The following is a 15230-nucleotide window of genomic DNA, read 5'->3' on the forward strand; positions in this document are numbered from 1 at the left end:
AGAAGAACGGCATTAGGAACGGGGAGCACAATGCTCACACTGCACAACATCCGCGTATGGGACACTGGCGAACGCATCGACCTGAGCGTCGAAGCCGACTCAGAGCGTGCCTTCGCCGATCCCGACTGCGTGACGGCCGGCGAGATCGACGGCTCGAACCTCACACTCGCGCCCGGCTTCGCCGATCCGCATGTCCACTTCCGCGATCCCGGACAGACGGCCAAGGAAACCATGATTTCCGGGTGCCGGGCTGCGGCTGCCGGCGGATATACCGATCTGCTCATCATGCCCAACACCGAGCCGGCCATCGATGGGCTGCCGGTTGATGCCGGGCAGCCGGGCGCTGCGGAAGTGCTCGATGCCGGATACGGCACGGTCATCGACTACTTGCAGCATTACGAGCAGGCGCATGGCGTTCCGCTGCCCTCGCATTACGATCTTTCGGTCTGCGCCTCGAAGGGACGCGCGGGTGTCGAAGCAAGCGATCCGGCCGACTGGGAGCGGTATATCGCAGGACATGACGACGACGCGAAAGATGCGGAGCAGCGGGCCCACCCCATTGCCGCCATTAGTGACGACGGGTCGGCGGTGACCGACGAAACCCTGGACGCGGCTCTGAACAACGCCAAGCAGACCGGATTGTGCGTGGTTGAGCACTGCGAGCACCATGATTCCGGCATCATCAACGAGGGTGAGATCTCCCGCCAGCTCGGCGTGCCGGGGATCCCGGCGGATACGGAGCTGGCAATCGTCGCCAGAGACATCGACAAGGCCCGCGAAACCGGTGTCCATATCCATTTTCAGCATGTGAGCACGGCCAGCTCCTTCGAGGCGATTCGCAAAGCCAAGGCCGAGGGTCTGCCGATCACTTGCGAGACCGCGCCGCACTATCTGGCCCTGTGCGACGAGGACCTGCTCAAATACGGTGCGCTCGCCAAGATGAATCCGCCATTGCGTTCTGCAGCCGACAAGCAGGCCACGATCGAGGCCGTCGTCGATGGCACGGTCGATATGATCGCCACCGACCATGCGCCGCACACCATCGAGGAGAAGCGCTCCGGTTTGGAATCGGCGCCGAATGGCATTATCGGCTTGGAAAGCGCCTATGCGGTCTGCCATACGGTGCTGGTCGACGGCGGGTACATCGATGACAGGCGACTTATCGAGCTGATGTCGACTCGTCCGATGGAGTTGCTGAGGCGGCAGGCGGTTGATATTGATGGTTTGCTGAACAAGTCGGCGTATGGTGCGTCGAACGGCAGTGTTTCTGCTCTTGGCGTGGGGCACGACGATCTGGCAGGCGTTGATGTGGAATCGGGCGATTCCTCGATTCATGGTGTGGACCATAGCGGCCTAATGGCTGGTGACGTTCATGATGGCACAGCATCTTCGACTCGTCGGGTGCTTGACCTTGCTGGGATTTCGGCTGCGGCAACGGCAAACCAGACGGGCGTCGATCTCGTCCTCATCGACACTGATGCACGCTGGACCATCGACCCCGAGCGCTTCCATTCCAAGGCCCGCAACACGCCGTTCGGCGGTTGGGAAGTCACCGGCAAGCCTATGGCCACGATTCTGGACGGACGGCTGGTCTTCAGCAGAATCGCGCAATCCGAGCGCTAGATACGGCTAGATACGCTAGCCACGGTTGGCTTGACACAGGTGTGACACGGCCAAGCAAGAGAACTTCAGGAGTTCTCAGGAAAGGAACAAAGCCATGGACCGTCTGATCGCGGCAATCAAGGCCGTACAGAATCCGAGCGTTATCGGGCTGGACCCGACCACGGCGTTGGTGCCGCCCCAGGTGTTCGACGCGGTGGGCGATGATTTGGACGCCGCGGGAGATAAGACGGACGCTGGGTATGCTTCCGAAAGTGGCGCGCAGCAAACGGCTTCGCGCCTTGCCTTGGGGTACTTCGAATTCAACCGCGCGGTGATCGATGCCGTCGCCGACATCGTGCCTGCCGTCAAGGTGCAGATCGCGATGTACGAGGCGCTGGGGCCGGCCGGCGTCGACGCCTACACGATGACCTGCGAATACGCGCAGCAGCAAGGGCTATACGTCATTGGTGACATCAAGCGCGGCGACATCGGCTCCACCGCCGCTGCCTATGCGCAGCATCTGAGCGGTTTGCCGCGGATTGCGGACACGTCTGTAGTCCAACCTGCCGATGCCGACGGTATCGTGCGACCTGCTGATGCAGGCCATATCGGTCATGCAGTCCGTGCCGACCGCATAGACTCCGCTGGACGCACAGACAACAGCGCGGGCATCGTTGACGCACATCGAGCGGCTGCACATGCCGCCGAAGAACCGAATGAGTCCGACTCCTACAACGACCTGTGGCACGAAGACGCGGTGACGGTCAACCCGTATCTTGGCGCTGACGGCATCACGCCCTTCGTGGACGCGGCGAAGCAGACCGACAAGGGGATTTTTGTGCTGGTGCGCACGTCAAACCCGTCGAGCAAAGACATTCAGGAGCTTGAACTGGCTTCAGGAGAACGGTTCTACGAGCATGTCGCCGATCTGGTGAATGGCTGGGGGAGCGACTCGCTGGGAGCCGAAGGATATTCGCGCGTGGGTGCCGTCGTGGGCGCGACCCATCCGCAGGAAGGCCGTGCGCTGCGCGAACGCATGCCGCACACGTTCTTTTTGGTTCCGGGCTTTGGTGCGCAAGGCGGCACCGCGCAGGATGTGGCTGGCATGTTCGATGCGGACGGGTCGGGCGCCATCGTCAACTCCTCGCGCGGCATCATCGCAGCATGGAAGAAATCCGGCGGATACCGCAGCGATATGACCGCCGACGAGGCACTTGACCTCGTGGCCTCCGCAGCGCGGCAGGCGGCACTCAACATGCGCGACGAGCTGCGTGTAGCCGTCTACCGGTGAGCTTGGGAATGCAGAGTCCGAACGTATTGATCTTGCTCAGTCAAGCCGGCCGCTGTCCGCCTGCTGCTGGCAATGGGAGCCGGTTGTTGGCTGCCGGTATCCGGCGCGATACGAGTGCTGACGCGAATTCAGGGCATTCTTTCGTATGCCGGGCATGACAAGCGGGCGAACGATGGTATGCAGTATGGCCAACGCGGCGAATGCGATGGGACACAACTGAATAATCAAAGAAACGGCAATCAGAAGGATGAAAATGAACACTGTAGACACTAAGGATGCGTCAACCACGGCCAATACGATGAATACGGAAACAGGAATTTCCGCCGCTTCAGCGCATGGAGAAGCGGCGGACTCGTTGGACAGCCGATTTACTGCCTTCCTGCTGCAATCACAAGCCTTGAAATTCGGCGACTTCACCTTGAAATCCGGCAGGCAATCGCCGTATTTCATCAACGCGGGCGCGTTCAACGATGGCCGCAAAATCGCCACGCTCGGTGCCTTCTACGCCGAGCGAATCGCCGCCTCCATAGCCGCTGAGGCGTTGCCCAGCGACATCGATACCGTGTTCGGGCCGGCGTATAAGGGCATCCCGCTGGCCGTTTCCACTGCGATTGCACTGACCTCGATGCACGATGCGCAGATCGGCTACACCTTCGACCGCAAGGAAGCCAAGGACCACGGCGACGGCGGCATGCTCGTCGGAACCCAATTGCGCGACGGCATGAAGGTGCTGCTCGTCGACGACGTCATGACGGCCGGAACCGCCGTGCGCGAGGTCGTGCCCAAGATCAAGGCGGCGGCCGACGTCGAAATCGTCGGTCTCATTCTCGCGGTGGACCGCATGGAGAAAACCAAGGATTCCGACCGCTCTGCCGTCTCGTCTGTGGAGCAGGAGTTCGGCTTCCCGGTAATCCCTATCGCCAACGTGCGCGAGATCTTCGCCGCAGCCGAGCAGATGACCGATGCCGCAGGTCAGCCCTTGCTTAGCGCCGATCTCGCCCAACGGGCCAAGGACTACCTCGCCCAGTATGGCGCGTGATCGCCGGATGCTATGTTCGGCTGTTTTGTCAGAATGGGCGATTTCACGTTGTGAATGCTGCTATGTCCACGGCAAAACAGCTTGTTGCCCGATGAAATAAGACGAAAGATCTGGTATCTGCATTATGTGAGGCGTTAACTCACCCTTGCGGATATCTATCTACGTTATGTGAGGCGTTAAAACCATAGTACCCCGGGTATCGACGGCTGAAAATGGCGGCTTCTAGCAGCCCAATACTTGACTCCCCACGGAATAGCGCCTCACATAACGTAGATAGACATCCGCGGCCAGCAGTTAACGCCTCACATAATGCAGATGGGCCTCAGTACGATTCGGATATGCCTTATCTAGGCGAAAGAGTGCATCGTCTGGACGGCTGCACGGGCAACATCATTGCAAAGGTTGCCTGCGAAACCGCGAGATAATGCTGCGACTTGTCCAATCTTGGGGTTTTCAGCCCAACGGCATCATCACAGGTATGCAATATAGTGACTGTGCCAATGTCTTTGAAGTGTCCGTATGCATGACTTGAGATTTCAGGAATATTCTTGTGCATCTAGTCGGTTGTGGTGCTGACATGTCCGGCGCGATAGCTGAGACGTATTTTTCCCTGTCAGCCAACGAACAGAACGGATTGCATGCCAAACCACTGCCAGTTATCCACATATCCACATTATTGAGCTTCGGGGATGCAGGAGCAGGTGGATACCTATATGGTCGAGGAATGGCACAGGAATCGATAAGTTTAAGCGCACTTACAGAGCTCAAGTATCAGCGGATGAGGGTGTGCTCATCGAAACGGCGACGAAGTGACGCAGAGCTGGTGTATGCCCTACCGACGGCCTTGGAGCTGCTCGCCATCGAAAAACCTAAGCTGCCTGAACGTATGCGGTTTAAGGATAAGATGTATGTCGTCGTGTCCGATGCCCTCCGCCGTTCTCATGTTGATGGAGTTTCATTCATTGTGTGGCAGGGGCCGATAGAGACTGTAACTGTCGAGCGAAGATTTGTGTGTACTTCGCCTGCCTGCACCTGGGCGATGATGTCGGCATACCTCTCCGTAGCGGAATTGGCGATTCTCGGAGACTCTATGATGCGCCGGGATAATCGTCTTAAACGCGCTACTTTTGAGGATTTCATCGCATTTTTGAAAAGGGCGGAGGAGTATTGTCAGGAATCAGTGGATTCAGGGCAGCGCAGAAAAGCATTCAAGGGAATTCGTAACTGCTACAGAGCATTGCGGCTGATGCGGGAGAATTCCGATTCATCGTTCGAGACGCGAACGCGGTTAGCCTTGATGCGTTATGGATTGCCATGCCCACAGGTGAATTATGCCATTCGAAACCCGCATACCAACAAGGCGATGCTGCTCGATATGGCATATCCCGAATATTCGATTGCCATTGAATATGATGGCGGCGACCATGCAGGGCAGTGGCTGGCAGACACAAGCAGACGCCAGGCTATTCAGGGTGCGGGATGGGAGTATATTCAGGTGACCAAGCTGAATCTTGGGGATGAGGAGCAAGAGGAGAGACTGGCGCGACGCGTGGCTGAAGCCATCCACAGGGCTACTGGTTGGCCGGTAGCGTTGACGGATAGGCAGTCGATTCGTCAACTGAGCGATGGCAGACGCGATTCGCGATGGCAGTCGCGATAATCGGGAGCGATAAAAGACATGCTGGATTTGTCGATTCAATGCAGTTCTACCGCCGCAATGACAGTATGCGTGGTTCCGCTGGTTCGCCGACGTACTTTCGAGCGTCGTTGATTGGTGCTGATGGCAACCGTGGGTAAGAAAGCTGCGGATACCTGTTGCTGGCTGCATCGGCCCAGGCGGGAATCCGAATGGCTCGGGTGGGTTGCAGATATACAGTTGCGGAACTGTACCGCGAAATTATAGCCAAGCATTGTGGCCTTATTCTGCGCAGTTATGAGTGTATCCGCATTATGTGAGGCGTTAAACCGGTGTTGCCTAGGTCTATCTGCGTTGTGTGAGGCGTTATTTCGAGGAGGCCTGAGTATCGGGCGTTCCAAAACCGCCGTTTACAGTCAGCGATACTCGGGGTACCAAGGAATTAGCGCCTCACACAACGCAGATAGACCTCCGCAGGGGTGAACTAACGACTCACATAACGCAGATAGCTGGGATTTCTTGGAATCATCCTTGTGAGCGTTGCATGGGAGGTCGGTCTGTCGCGTTTGCTGGAAGCATATGTTCAGGCACATAGGGGATTGCGGCGGAATCTCTCTGGCGGTGCGCTAGCATCATGCGGAGGCTGGCGGAGCGGGAACGCGAATATCGCGCGGACTTCGCCGAGGTGCTGCTCAAACGCATGTCCGACTCCCATACCGCTCGTTCGCTGGCAATGCTTCGGTCTTGAATCCGTAATATCTTGACGTCGTAGACGACAAGATGTGTACAGAACTTGTCGTCTACGACGTCAAGATATTACGCGACGCCAATCGAATCGTGGACAACGTCAGGGCTCAACTGTGTCGGGAAATGTCAGCACCCTGTCCGCCAATTGCTTATGACGCCTGCTGCATGAGCTCGAAGAGCTGCTCGCTGGTGGGGTGGCGCAGCGCTGCGTGGTTGACGCCGTCGGCGAGGACGATGACGCGGTCGGCGGTGGCGGCGAGATCGAAGTCGTGCGTGACCATGATGAGCGAGCTGCGCGGCGTGATTCCGGCGCGCATGAGCTGCATCACCGATTTGGCAGTGGCGGGGCCGAGCGAACCGGTCGGCTCGGCGGCGAAGAGAATCGCGGTCGCAAGAATCAGCGCCAGCCACGATTCCACATCTCTCGCCACGGAACGCACCACCAGCTTGATGAGCAACGCGAGCCCCCCCTGTTGATTTCCACCACGGTATTGCCTTGTGGTACATTGTAGCGCTTGTAAATCAAGGCTTTTCGCTGTTTGTGGTGGGCGGTTGTTAGTTGGTGGTGACGGCTTTGAGGTCGAGGTTGCTGCTGTTGAGGTAGATCATGGTGGCGAAGTAGTCCATGTTGCGCAATCCTCTGGCTCGCCGTTTGATGTTCTGGATGATGCTGTTGAGGCCTTCCAGGATCGCGTTGGCGTAGGGGTGATGGAAGTAGGCCATGATCTCATGGCAGTGCCGGCGGATGAGGGCGGCGAATCGTTTCATGGGCTCGAGCCTGGAGCGCGTCATCCACGAGCACAGCCGGGTCAGGCCGCCGTACGCCCCGGCCGGGCTTTGGCTGTCCTGGTAGATGTCCCGCAGGGTCTCGCGCATCCGGCAGGCGCGCGCCGTCTTCAGCCGCTGCCTCATCAGGTTGCGCTTGGTCTGCAGACGGGCCGGCGAGAGGCTGCGCTCGTTGCCCAGCCACAGGTATTTGGTCTTCTTCAGGAGCTTGTTCCCTCGTCCTTGCGTCTTCCCGACTTCGTCGACGGCCTCGTTGGCGTGCTTGATGACATGGAACCTGTCCACGATGCGCCTGGCGTTGGGCAGGTGCTCGCGCACTCCTTTCTGCAAGCCCAGGCTCATGTCGCACGTCACCGAGCGCACGTACTCGGGCACGCCGTTGTGATCCATGAAATCCCGGGCGAACCGCTCGACCGTAGAGGAGTCCTTGCCGGGCGTCACGTCGACCACGTCATGCTCCGCCGGGTCGGCGACCACCGTGATGTAGCCGTGGCCCTTCCTGCTGGTCTCGTCGATGCCGATCGCCTCCGCTCCCGTGCAGTCCAGGAGTCGGCGGGCCTCTTGCGCGTAATGCGCGATGAAGCGCCACAGGCGGGTGTCGCTCTGCCCAACGAGCCCGGCCAGCACGCTTACCGGCATGTGCTTGGCCAGCTCCACGGCCCACGCCTCGAACAGGAGCGTGAACCCGCTGCCCGGACGCGCCCAAGGCGCTCCAACCGTTCCGACACCGTGCTGCGAGCAGATGACGCGCGGCACGGCGGCGTGGATGAACGCCTTGTACCGGAAGAAGTCCAAATGCCGCCACACCCGCTCGCGCGTGTCATGCACCATGCAATCCGCCTGGACGCACCCATCCTGGGGACAGGGGAAACGAGACCCGGGCTCGAAACCGATCCCCATATGCAGCTCACGGCCGCCGTCCTCGACGTCCCGGAACTGCACAGACCCGACCTTCCAAGGATCCGGCAACTGCAGCGCGGCAGTAAACAAATTCGCAGTATCCATGCCCCCAACCTACCCGAAACACACCCAGCCACCAACCAACCCCACCCACCACAAACAGCGAAAAGCCTTATTTTTATTGATACTGCAGCTTATGCGGCTGCTTACTCATCGAGTATTGCTTCACTTTCGCCACGCCGCCGCACGAGCACCTGATAGGCGGCCAGCAGCGCGGCGATCCAGATGGGGCCGACGATGACGGCGACTACGTAGCCGGGCGAGAAGCACATGAGCACGACTACGGCTGCGAGGAAGGCGAGCACTGCCCACGGCGTGACGCTGGCGAATGGCAGCGTGAATTGCAGCTGGTCGAGCGCCTTTCGGCCTGTCTTGCCCGCCAACGATCCCGGACCTTTGCCCGCAGCGACGCAGCGGCGGAAATGATGTTCGGTGATCATGATAATCGTCCAGTTGATCATGCCGGCGATGGTGGCGATGCTCATCAGGTAGTTGAAGGCGAACTGCGGCCACAGGAACACTACGACCACGGCCAGCGCGGTGACGGCGGCCGACGTGAGCACGCCGGCAATCGGCACGCCATTGCTATTGAGCTTGCCGAGGTATTTGGGTGCGTTGCCTTGTCTGGACAGCGAGTAGAGCATGCGCGAATTCGCGTACAGCCCGGAATTGTAGACGCTCATCACGGCGGTAAGGCATACAAAATTGAGGATTCCGGCCGCCGCGTGCACACCGACGGAGTCGAAGATCTGCACGAAGGGGCTGGAAGTACCGTCGATGGTGTTCCACGGCACCACCGCCATGATGATGCCCAAGGCCGCGATGTAGAACACGAGAATCCGCCAGATGACGCCGTTCGTGGCCTTCGGTATGGTGCGCCGCGGGTCGGCGGTCTCGCCTGCGGTGATGCCGATCAGCTCGGTGCCGCCGAAGCTGAACATCACCACGCACAGCGCCATGAGCAGGCCGGTCCACTGGCCACCAGAATGACCGCCAGAGACATGTGTCATCAGCCCGTGCGGCAGGAATCCGCCTTTCAGCGAGAACCAGTTCGAGAACGATGCGGGGATGCCGGAGGCAGTCGGCAGATGCATCAGTAGAATCGCCAGCCCGCCCAGAATCATCGCGACGACCGCTACGATCTTGATGAGCGCGAACCAGAACTCGAATTCGCCGAACTTCGCCACGCCCAGCAGGTTCAACACGGTGATCGCCACTAGGAAGACCGCGGCGGACACCCACTGGGGGATGGCCGGGAACCAGTAGCTCCAGCCCGACACGAATCCGGCGCGCTTTGACCAGTACCTTGTCGCGTAGTAGCTGAATGCCCGGCTTTCGGATCGATACCCGCGTGGGCGCGATGTCGCCAGCGCCGCGACGTTGCCAATACTGTGATAATGCTTACATATATTGCTGATGATAATGAATCACGATAAAGCCATGGAGTGTTACAGTGGCCTTGAGTCACAACGAAGGCGACTCGGCAAAGTAGCACATAGCACACAAGCACATGAATGGAGTGGTTCATATGGCTGATCAAAGAGTTGCGGTTATTACCGGCAGCGGTCGCGGCATCGGCAAGGGCATCGCGGAGCGTCTGGCGAAGGACGGATACGCCGTGGTCATCGCGGATCTGGACCCGGGCACCTCCGAGGCGACAGCGCAGGAACTCGTCAGCAAGGGCTTCAAGGCAGTCAGCGTCGCGGGCGACGTCTCCAAGAAGGCGGACCACGAGAAGTTCGTGCAAAAGGCGGTCGACGAGTTCGGCCGGCTGGACACCTACATCAACAACGCGGGCATCGCGCAGATCAAGCTGCTGCAGGACGAGACGCCCGAAGACATCGAGAAGATCTTCAGCATCAACGTCTACGGCGACCTCTACGGCATTCAGGCAGCGGCGGAGCAGTTCCGCAAGCAGGATGACGGCGAGCGCATCCGCAAGATCATCAACGCTTCCAGCATCGCCGGCCATATCGCCTTCGACCTGCTCGGCGCGTACTCGGCGACCAAATTCGCCGTGCGTGGTCTGACTCAGGCGTCGGCGAAGGAGCTGGGCCGTTACCATATCACGGTCAACGCCTATTGCCCGGGCATCGTGGGAACTGCCATGTGGGATTTGATCGACGAGAAGATGGTCGAGCTCAACGGAGGCGAGAAGGGTCAGTACCTCAAGCAGTACGCGCAGTCGATCACGCTGGGCCGCGTGGAGACGCCGGAGGATGTGGCCAACTACGTGTCCTACCTCGCTTCGACCGATTCCGATTACATGACCGGCCAGGCGGTGCAGATCGACGGCGGTATCCAGTTCATCTGACCCGTCGTTCCGGCCGCTTGCTGTGCGGCCAAGGCTTCGCAAAGGCGATGCCGAAGGCTCCTGAGCTCTCCCGGGGGCGGTGCGTATCGCAGCCGACTGGCAAGAAACCGAGCAAAGGTCTCGTCGTATTCACGGCGGGACCTTTGTCGTATCGGTCAACCGTCATATTCAGCTCGCCGTCCACGCCGCTCGTCGTCCGCTCGTATACGGCATCGCGCGCTGCAACGAGAAGAGTTTCGCAGCGTCGTGGCGCAAGATGAATCTTCGGCGAACCGCGGATGAAAAGCATTTGAAAATGGGGACTGTCTGGATTGGGCGCAGATAGTGTGGAAATCGAAAGGCGGAACTGATCGTCGGACAGGGATTGCGGCTGGCTGAGGGGAGTGGAAGGCAGATGAACAAGGGTACGTGGATATGGTCGCTGGCGTGGGCGGCATTAGGGATCATTGCGATTATTGGTGTGATCGCCGGCGTGGCTGTAGCCGCGGTTTCAGCCGGCGCTGACATGCCTCACGTCGGTATGGGGATTCTGCTGCTGCTCACGGTCGGCGGCATGCTCGGCGCGATGGTGCTGCCCGGGAGAGTTTTCGATAAACGCTAGCTGGGATGGGCGCTGACTGATGCGTGCGATGGCCGGTCAAAACGATTCAGCTGTGCAGGGTGGTCGTGCCGATAATGCCGATTGCCGGTGCAGCGCCGATGCGGCTTGGACGACGGCAGGGCTGCACGAGCGTCTCACGCACTGGCGCACCCACGAATCGGGAGATCACGTAGGCGAAAGCAAAAACCACGCACCCCGCCGCCGCGCAAGGCAGAAGGATACGTGGTTCCGTGCGGCGAGTTCGTTATGCGTCGATCAGCGTGTAGCCGTGCGAGGCGACGACTTCGCGCAGCTTGGCGAGGTAGGTTTCGGCGGCGTTGGAGAGTTTGGCGCGCTCGTTGCTGATCCAGCCAAGCAGCATGGTCTCGTCTGATTCGAGGGGCACGGTGACGATCTTCTCGTTGTTCAGGTCGCCGTTGTCGATGCCGGTGCATACCGTGTAGCCGTTGAGCCCGATGATGAAGTTGAGGATGGTCGCCCGGTCGGTCACGTTGATCTGCTTGGGGGAGTAGTCCGGCCAGACCGCCTCTTCGGCGAAGTAGAAGCTGCCGTCCTCGCCTTGCTCGTACTGGATGAAGGGGTAGGGCTTGAGATCGTCCATCGTCACCTTGCGCCTCGTGGCCAGCGGATTGCTGCGGGCGATGAACACATGCAGCGGCGCACGGAAAAGCGGGTGGAACTCGAGATGCTTCTCGCGCAGCAGCTTGCCGATCACGTCCTTGTTGAAATCCGACAGGTACAGTATGCCGATTTCGGAGAGCATGTTGGCGACCTGCGTGATGATGTCCTTCGTGCGGGTCTCGCGGATCGTGAACTCGTATTCGTCGGATTTGGTCGAGTTGATCATCTCCACAAACGCCTCCACGGCGAACATGTAGTGCTGCGTGGAGACGGCGCACAGCTGCTTGCGCGGCTTCGCGTTCTTGTAGCGCTCCTCGAGCAGCGCGGCCTGGTCGAGCACCTGCCGGGCGTAGGTGAGGAATTCCGCGCCGTCGATGGTCAGCGCGATGCCTTGCGAGGAGCGGGTGAAGATCTCGATGTGCAGTTCGTTCTCCAGCTCCTTGACCGAGGAGCTCAGAGCCGGCTGCGACACGTAGAGTTCATGCGAGGCCTCGTTCATGGAGCCGCATTCGACTATCTTGACGATGTACTTGAGCTGGAGCAGAGTCATAAATATCTTGTATAGCATCGAGGGTATACGTAAAGGCTACTTATAACGACATGCGGCTGTGAGACGACGCCGATATCGCCGACAGCGTGACTTCGGCGCCAGCTGCCATGCGGATTGCGGCCGATCTTTGCCGGGTTTTCGGTTGCCGTCTGCGGCCTCTTCGGGCTTGGGCGGCAATCGGCCTAGATACGTACGCCGAGCTGGCGAAGGTCGTGCCGAGCCATATCCGCATCGGCGAACAGCAGGCCGTGGATGCCGACGGCGTTGGCGCCGCTGACATTGCGGGCGGTATCGTCGAAGAAGACGCAATGCGCGGCCTGCAAACTGAAGCGCTGCAGCGTCAGCTCGTAGATATCGGCGTTCGGCTTGCGCTTGCGCTCAAAGCCGGAGACGACAGTGCCGCCGAGTGCGGCTTCGAGCTGCGGGAATCGATCGAACGCCGTGTGGAAGGTCTCATGCGACCAGTTGGTCAGTCCCCATGCGCCGATGCCTGCGCTGTGCAGATCGGTGAGCAGCTCTTCCATGCCGGGAACCATGCGGGGCAGCGAATCGGCGTAATGCTCGATGTAATACGTAAAGACTTTTGCCATATCATCGCCGAATTCCTCACGGTATTGCACGATGAGATCGGCGAATTCCTCGCCCGAATCCATATGGTCCTCATAGCGGTAGAAGCCATACGGGTCGTCGTCGGCGCAGATCTCGTCCACTAGCTCATCGGGGAAATGACCAGCAAGGCATGCCCGGCACTGCCAGTCGATGAGCACGCCGCAGAAATCGAAAATCACGTCGGTGATCGCGTTGTCGGCCGTAGCTTCAGTCGCGTGGGTCATGTCGGTCATCGTTTCGCTCCGTTTCTCGTGGTATCGCGCAGTGCAATGCGCGCGTGAACCAGCGTAACGCATGGGTGCGGCGAAGGCATTCGGGGACATGGCTCACACTTTTTCGGGCTGGTTCAAAAGGTGTGAGCCGAGTCTCAAGACAACAGCTCTTCGAGAGCCTCGCCAATCGTACGAACGACGTCCGAAGCCACAATTGGATGTCCGGCATTGTCCTCGGCGACGACGGGCGGCATGCCGAAGACCTGTGGCGTCTGCCAGCCTTGCTGGTCGCTATTCGAGGCGATGCCTGCAGCCATCCCGTGCACATAGGCCGCAGCGGCGGCCACTTCGACGCACAGCGACGAATCCTGCTGCAGGAGCCCGTCCTGCTGGGCAAGCAGTGCGCCCGTAATGCCGGCCAGCACGTCACCAGCCCCGGCAGTGGCGAGCCATGCGGGCGCCGAACCGGAAACCAGCGTGCGCGTGCCGCCATCGCCGTCGTCGCCGACCACGATGGTTATGGCGCCCTTGAGCAGCACGGTTGCCCCGGTGATGTCATGCGCCCGCTGCGCCCAACGCCACGGCTCGGCCTGCACCTGGGCGCGGTCGATGTCCTCGCCAAGATCCGCAAGCAGATCGGCCAGCTCGCCTGCATGCGGGGTGATCACCACCTGCGGCGGCACGTGGGCGGGCAGCAGATCAAGCGCTCCGGCGTCGACGCATATCGCCGGCATGTCGTAGGCCTCGATCGTGCTCGGGTCATCCTGCGGGGAATCGGCATCGTCATGCGTCGTCGGAGCCGGCTCAGCGTCGCCGCTCAGCTCATCGCCCGTCGAATAGTGAGCGAGCAGGGCGGCGATCGTGCTGCGCTGCGCGTCGATGCCGGTTTCGTCCGCACTCGCAGTAGGCACGCCAGACCCGACGACCCACGACTGCACATGTCCCTTGCCGATCACTGCCTCGGGCACGGCAGTCAGCACCATATTCTGGGCGCGTTGGGGGCCCAGATAGCGAATCATGCCCGTGTTCGTGCGGGCGGCAGCCTCAGCGCCCAGCACTGCTGCGCCTGGGAAGCGAGCGGATCCGGTGATTAGCCCGACGACGCCGCGCGAGTATTTGGCGTCATCCAGATGGGGGAGCCGAATGGCCTGGCGGGCCAGGCCATCATCGGCCGATTCGATCGCCGGTTGCTGTTCGTCGATGTCGAATTCGAAGTCGACAAGCGTGATTGCGCCACACGCGTATGCGGCGGGCGGCAGCATCGCACATGGTTTCAGCGCGCCGAACATCACCGTCGCGTCCGCGGGAATATACGGTCCAGACAGGGTTCCTTCGTCGATGTCGATGCCAGATGGCGTGTCGATGGCAAGCACCAAAGGCGTATCGCGATCGTAGATGGTCTGCGGGTCGTGAATTGCCGGTTCGGAGGGCAGGTCGCCATCGAGCCCTAGCGACTTCGCAAGCGTTGAAGGAATGCCGCGCAGCGAGCCGTGAATGCCGATGCCGGTCATCGCGTCAAGCAGCAGATCTGACTGCGAAGCCAGCGTGATGGCGGTGTGGAGCCGTTCGCCCGCCTCGCCCGCGCTGAATCCGGAAGCGCATCCGGGGATATCGGACTGCGGGTCGAGCACCAGCACCTTGCCGCCGGCCTGCACAAATGCGGCGAAGGCCTCGTCATGCAGTGCGCGACCTACGGCGATGGCTGTGACTGCGGCTCCGTCACGGGCCAAGTCAGCAGCCGCATACAAGCCGTCCCCGCCATTGTCTCCAGCGCCGGCGAGCAGTGCGATCTGCGATTCGGCGACGTCCAGATCGGCATCGGCAAGCATCTGCAACGCCGTGCTGGCCGCAGCGCGCGCCGCCATGCGCATGAGTGGCATATCGCGATCGAGCAGCGGCCGTTCCATCGCGCGTACGGTGTCCACGTCATAGGCGCTATGCAGCAGGGTGTTCAGACGTTCCGAATCCTCAGTATTGCGTTCCATATGATCTCCCGATTGCAGCGGTTGCTTACGTCACCAACTGTAGTCCCTGGCGTGGGTCGCCAATCAATCCCTGCGTCCTATCCACGGGCCGTTTGCCATGGCGGGCGTACGCTTTCTGTCACGTTTCGCAGGCTCATGTTGGAAAGCGTACGATAACCGCAGCTCAGTGCACGTTTTCCGATACGGATCCGTCAGCGTGACAGAAAACGTACGCTGACGATGGGGCAGGGCAGGGCAAGGTTGGGGGCAGAGCCGTGGCGAAGGCGAGTTGAGAGTT

At 60.3% G+C, this 15230-nt stretch carries 11 protein-coding genes and 1 pseudogene; 6 read left to right on the top strand and 6 right to left on the bottom strand.

Annotated elements, in window-relative coordinates; translation table 11 throughout:
• Window positions 1–30: 30 nt before the first annotated feature.
• The 4 genes from BISU_RS01515 to BISU_RS01535 all read left to right on the top strand — a co-directional run bounded on the left by BISU_RS01515 (window position 31) and on the right by BISU_RS01535 (window position 5592).
• Entirely contained in the window at window positions 31–1623 is a 1593-nt protein-coding gene (locus BISU_RS01515) for a dihydroorotase (protein WP_024463765.1), read from the top strand.
• 94 nt (window positions 1624–1717) lie between these two features.
• The gene (pyrF, locus tag BISU_RS01520; RefSeq protein WP_024463766.1) at window positions 1718–2893 is read left to right on the top strand and encodes an orotidine-5'-phosphate decarboxylase; all 1176 of its coding nucleotides are present in this window, start codon (window positions 1718–1720) and stop codon (window positions 2891–2893) included.
• 298 nt (window positions 2894–3191) lie between these two features.
• Entirely contained in the window at window positions 3192–3932 is a 741-nt protein-coding gene (gene pyrE, locus BISU_RS01530) for an orotate phosphoribosyltransferase (protein WP_024463768.1), read from the top strand.
• Window positions 3933–4656: 724 nt separating this feature from the next.
• The gene (locus BISU_RS01535; protein ID WP_024463769.1) at window positions 4657–5592 is read left to right on the top strand and encodes a hypothetical protein; all 936 of its coding nucleotides are present in this window, start codon (window positions 4657–4659) and stop codon (window positions 5590–5592) included.
• An 872-nt stretch (window positions 5593–6464) separates the two neighbouring features.
• Here BISU_RS01535 and BISU_RS01540 read toward each other — a convergent pair.
• The 3 genes and pseudogenes from BISU_RS01540 to BISU_RS01550 form a co-directional block, all read right to left on the bottom strand.
• Window positions 6465–6773: a hypothetical protein gene (locus BISU_RS01540; RefSeq protein WP_024463770.1), complete on the bottom strand. Its 309-nt coding sequence runs from the start codon at window positions 6771–6773 to the stop codon at window positions 6465–6467.
• A 97-nt stretch (window positions 6774–6870) separates the two neighbouring features.
• Window positions 6871–8106 carry an ISL3 family transposase gene (locus tag BISU_RS01545; RefSeq protein ID WP_024463771.1) on the bottom strand — a complete coding sequence of 412 codons (1236 nt, stop codon included), beginning with the start codon at window positions 8104–8106 and terminating at the stop codon, window positions 6871–6873.
• 101 nt (window positions 8107–8207) lie between these two features.
• Window positions 8208–9398 (bottom strand): annotated as a pseudogene (locus BISU_RS01550) (amino acid permease); the annotation flags it as partial.
• Window positions 9399–9589: 191 nt separating this feature from the next.
• Here BISU_RS01550 and BISU_RS01555 point away from each other — a divergent pair.
• On the top strand, window positions 9590–10375 hold the full coding sequence (locus BISU_RS01555; protein WP_024463773.1) for an acetoin reductase: 786 nt from the start codon (window positions 9590–9592) through the stop codon (window positions 10373–10375).
• A 394-nt stretch (window positions 10376–10769) separates the two neighbouring features.
• Window positions 10770–10976 (top strand): hypothetical protein, encoded by a 207-nt coding sequence (locus BISU_RS01565; protein ID WP_024463775.1) that lies wholly within the window; start codon window positions 10770–10772, stop codon window positions 10974–10976.
• A gap of 244 nt (window positions 10977–11220) precedes the next feature.
• Here BISU_RS01565 and BISU_RS01570 read toward each other — a convergent pair whose 3' ends face one another.
• From BISU_RS01570 to BISU_RS01580, 3 genes are all read right to left on the bottom strand, one after another.
• Window positions 11221–12147, bottom strand: coding sequence for a LysR family transcriptional regulator (locus BISU_RS01570; RefSeq protein WP_024463776.1), 927 nt, complete (start codon window positions 12145–12147; stop codon window positions 11221–11223).
• Between the two features lie 182 nt (window positions 12148–12329).
• Window positions 12330–12989, bottom strand: coding sequence for an HAD family hydrolase (locus tag BISU_RS01575; protein ID WP_024463777.1), 660 nt, complete (start codon window positions 12987–12989; stop codon window positions 12330–12332).
• Window positions 12990–13123: 134 nt separating this feature from the next.
• Window positions 13124–14953, bottom strand: a complete 1830-nt coding sequence (locus BISU_RS01580; RefSeq protein ID WP_024463778.1) for a bifunctional ADP-dependent NAD(P)H-hydrate dehydratase/NAD(P)H-hydrate epimerase — start codon at window positions 14951–14953, stop codon at window positions 13124–13126.
• Window positions 14954–15230: the final 277 nt, after the last annotated feature.

Origin of the sequence: Bifidobacterium subtile (assembly GCF_000741775.1) — a bacterium.
In the GTDB taxonomy this organism is placed as follows: domain Bacteria; phylum Actinomycetota; class Actinomycetes; order Actinomycetales; family Bifidobacteriaceae; genus Bifidobacterium; species Bifidobacterium subtile.

Coding starts and splice junctions, on each gene's coding strand:
- BISU_RS01515 (WP_024463765.1), top strand. CDS start 31: ATGCTCACACTGCACAACATCCGCGTATGGGACACTGGCGAACGCATC.
- pyrF (WP_024463766.1), top strand. CDS start 1,718: ATGGACCGTCTGATCGCGGCAATCAAGGCCGTACAGAATCCGAGCGTT.
- pyrE (WP_024463768.1), top strand. CDS start 3,192: ATGAATACGGAAACAGGAATTTCCGCCGCTTCAGCGCATGGAGAAGCG.
- BISU_RS01535 (WP_024463769.1), top strand. CDS start 4,657: ATGGCACAGGAATCGATAAGTTTAAGCGCACTTACAGAGCTCAAGTAT.
- BISU_RS01545 (WP_024463771.1), bottom strand. CDS start 8,106: ATGGATACTGCGAATTTGTTTACTGCCGCGCTGCAGTTGCCGGATCCT.
- BISU_RS01555 (WP_024463773.1), top strand. CDS start 9,590: ATGGCTGATCAAAGAGTTGCGGTTATTACCGGCAGCGGTCGCGGCATC.
- BISU_RS01565 (WP_024463775.1), top strand. CDS start 10,770: ATGAACAAGGGTACGTGGATATGGTCGCTGGCGTGGGCGGCATTAGGG.
- BISU_RS01570 (WP_024463776.1), bottom strand. CDS start 12,147: ATGACTCTGCTCCAGCTCAAGTACATCGTCAAGATAGTCGAATGCGGC.
- BISU_RS01575 (WP_024463777.1), bottom strand. CDS start 12,989: ATGACCGACATGACCCACGCGACTGAAGCTACGGCCGACAACGCGATC.
- BISU_RS01580 (WP_024463778.1), bottom strand. CDS start 14,953: ATGGAACGCAATACTGAGGATTCGGAACGTCTGAACACCCTGCTGCAT.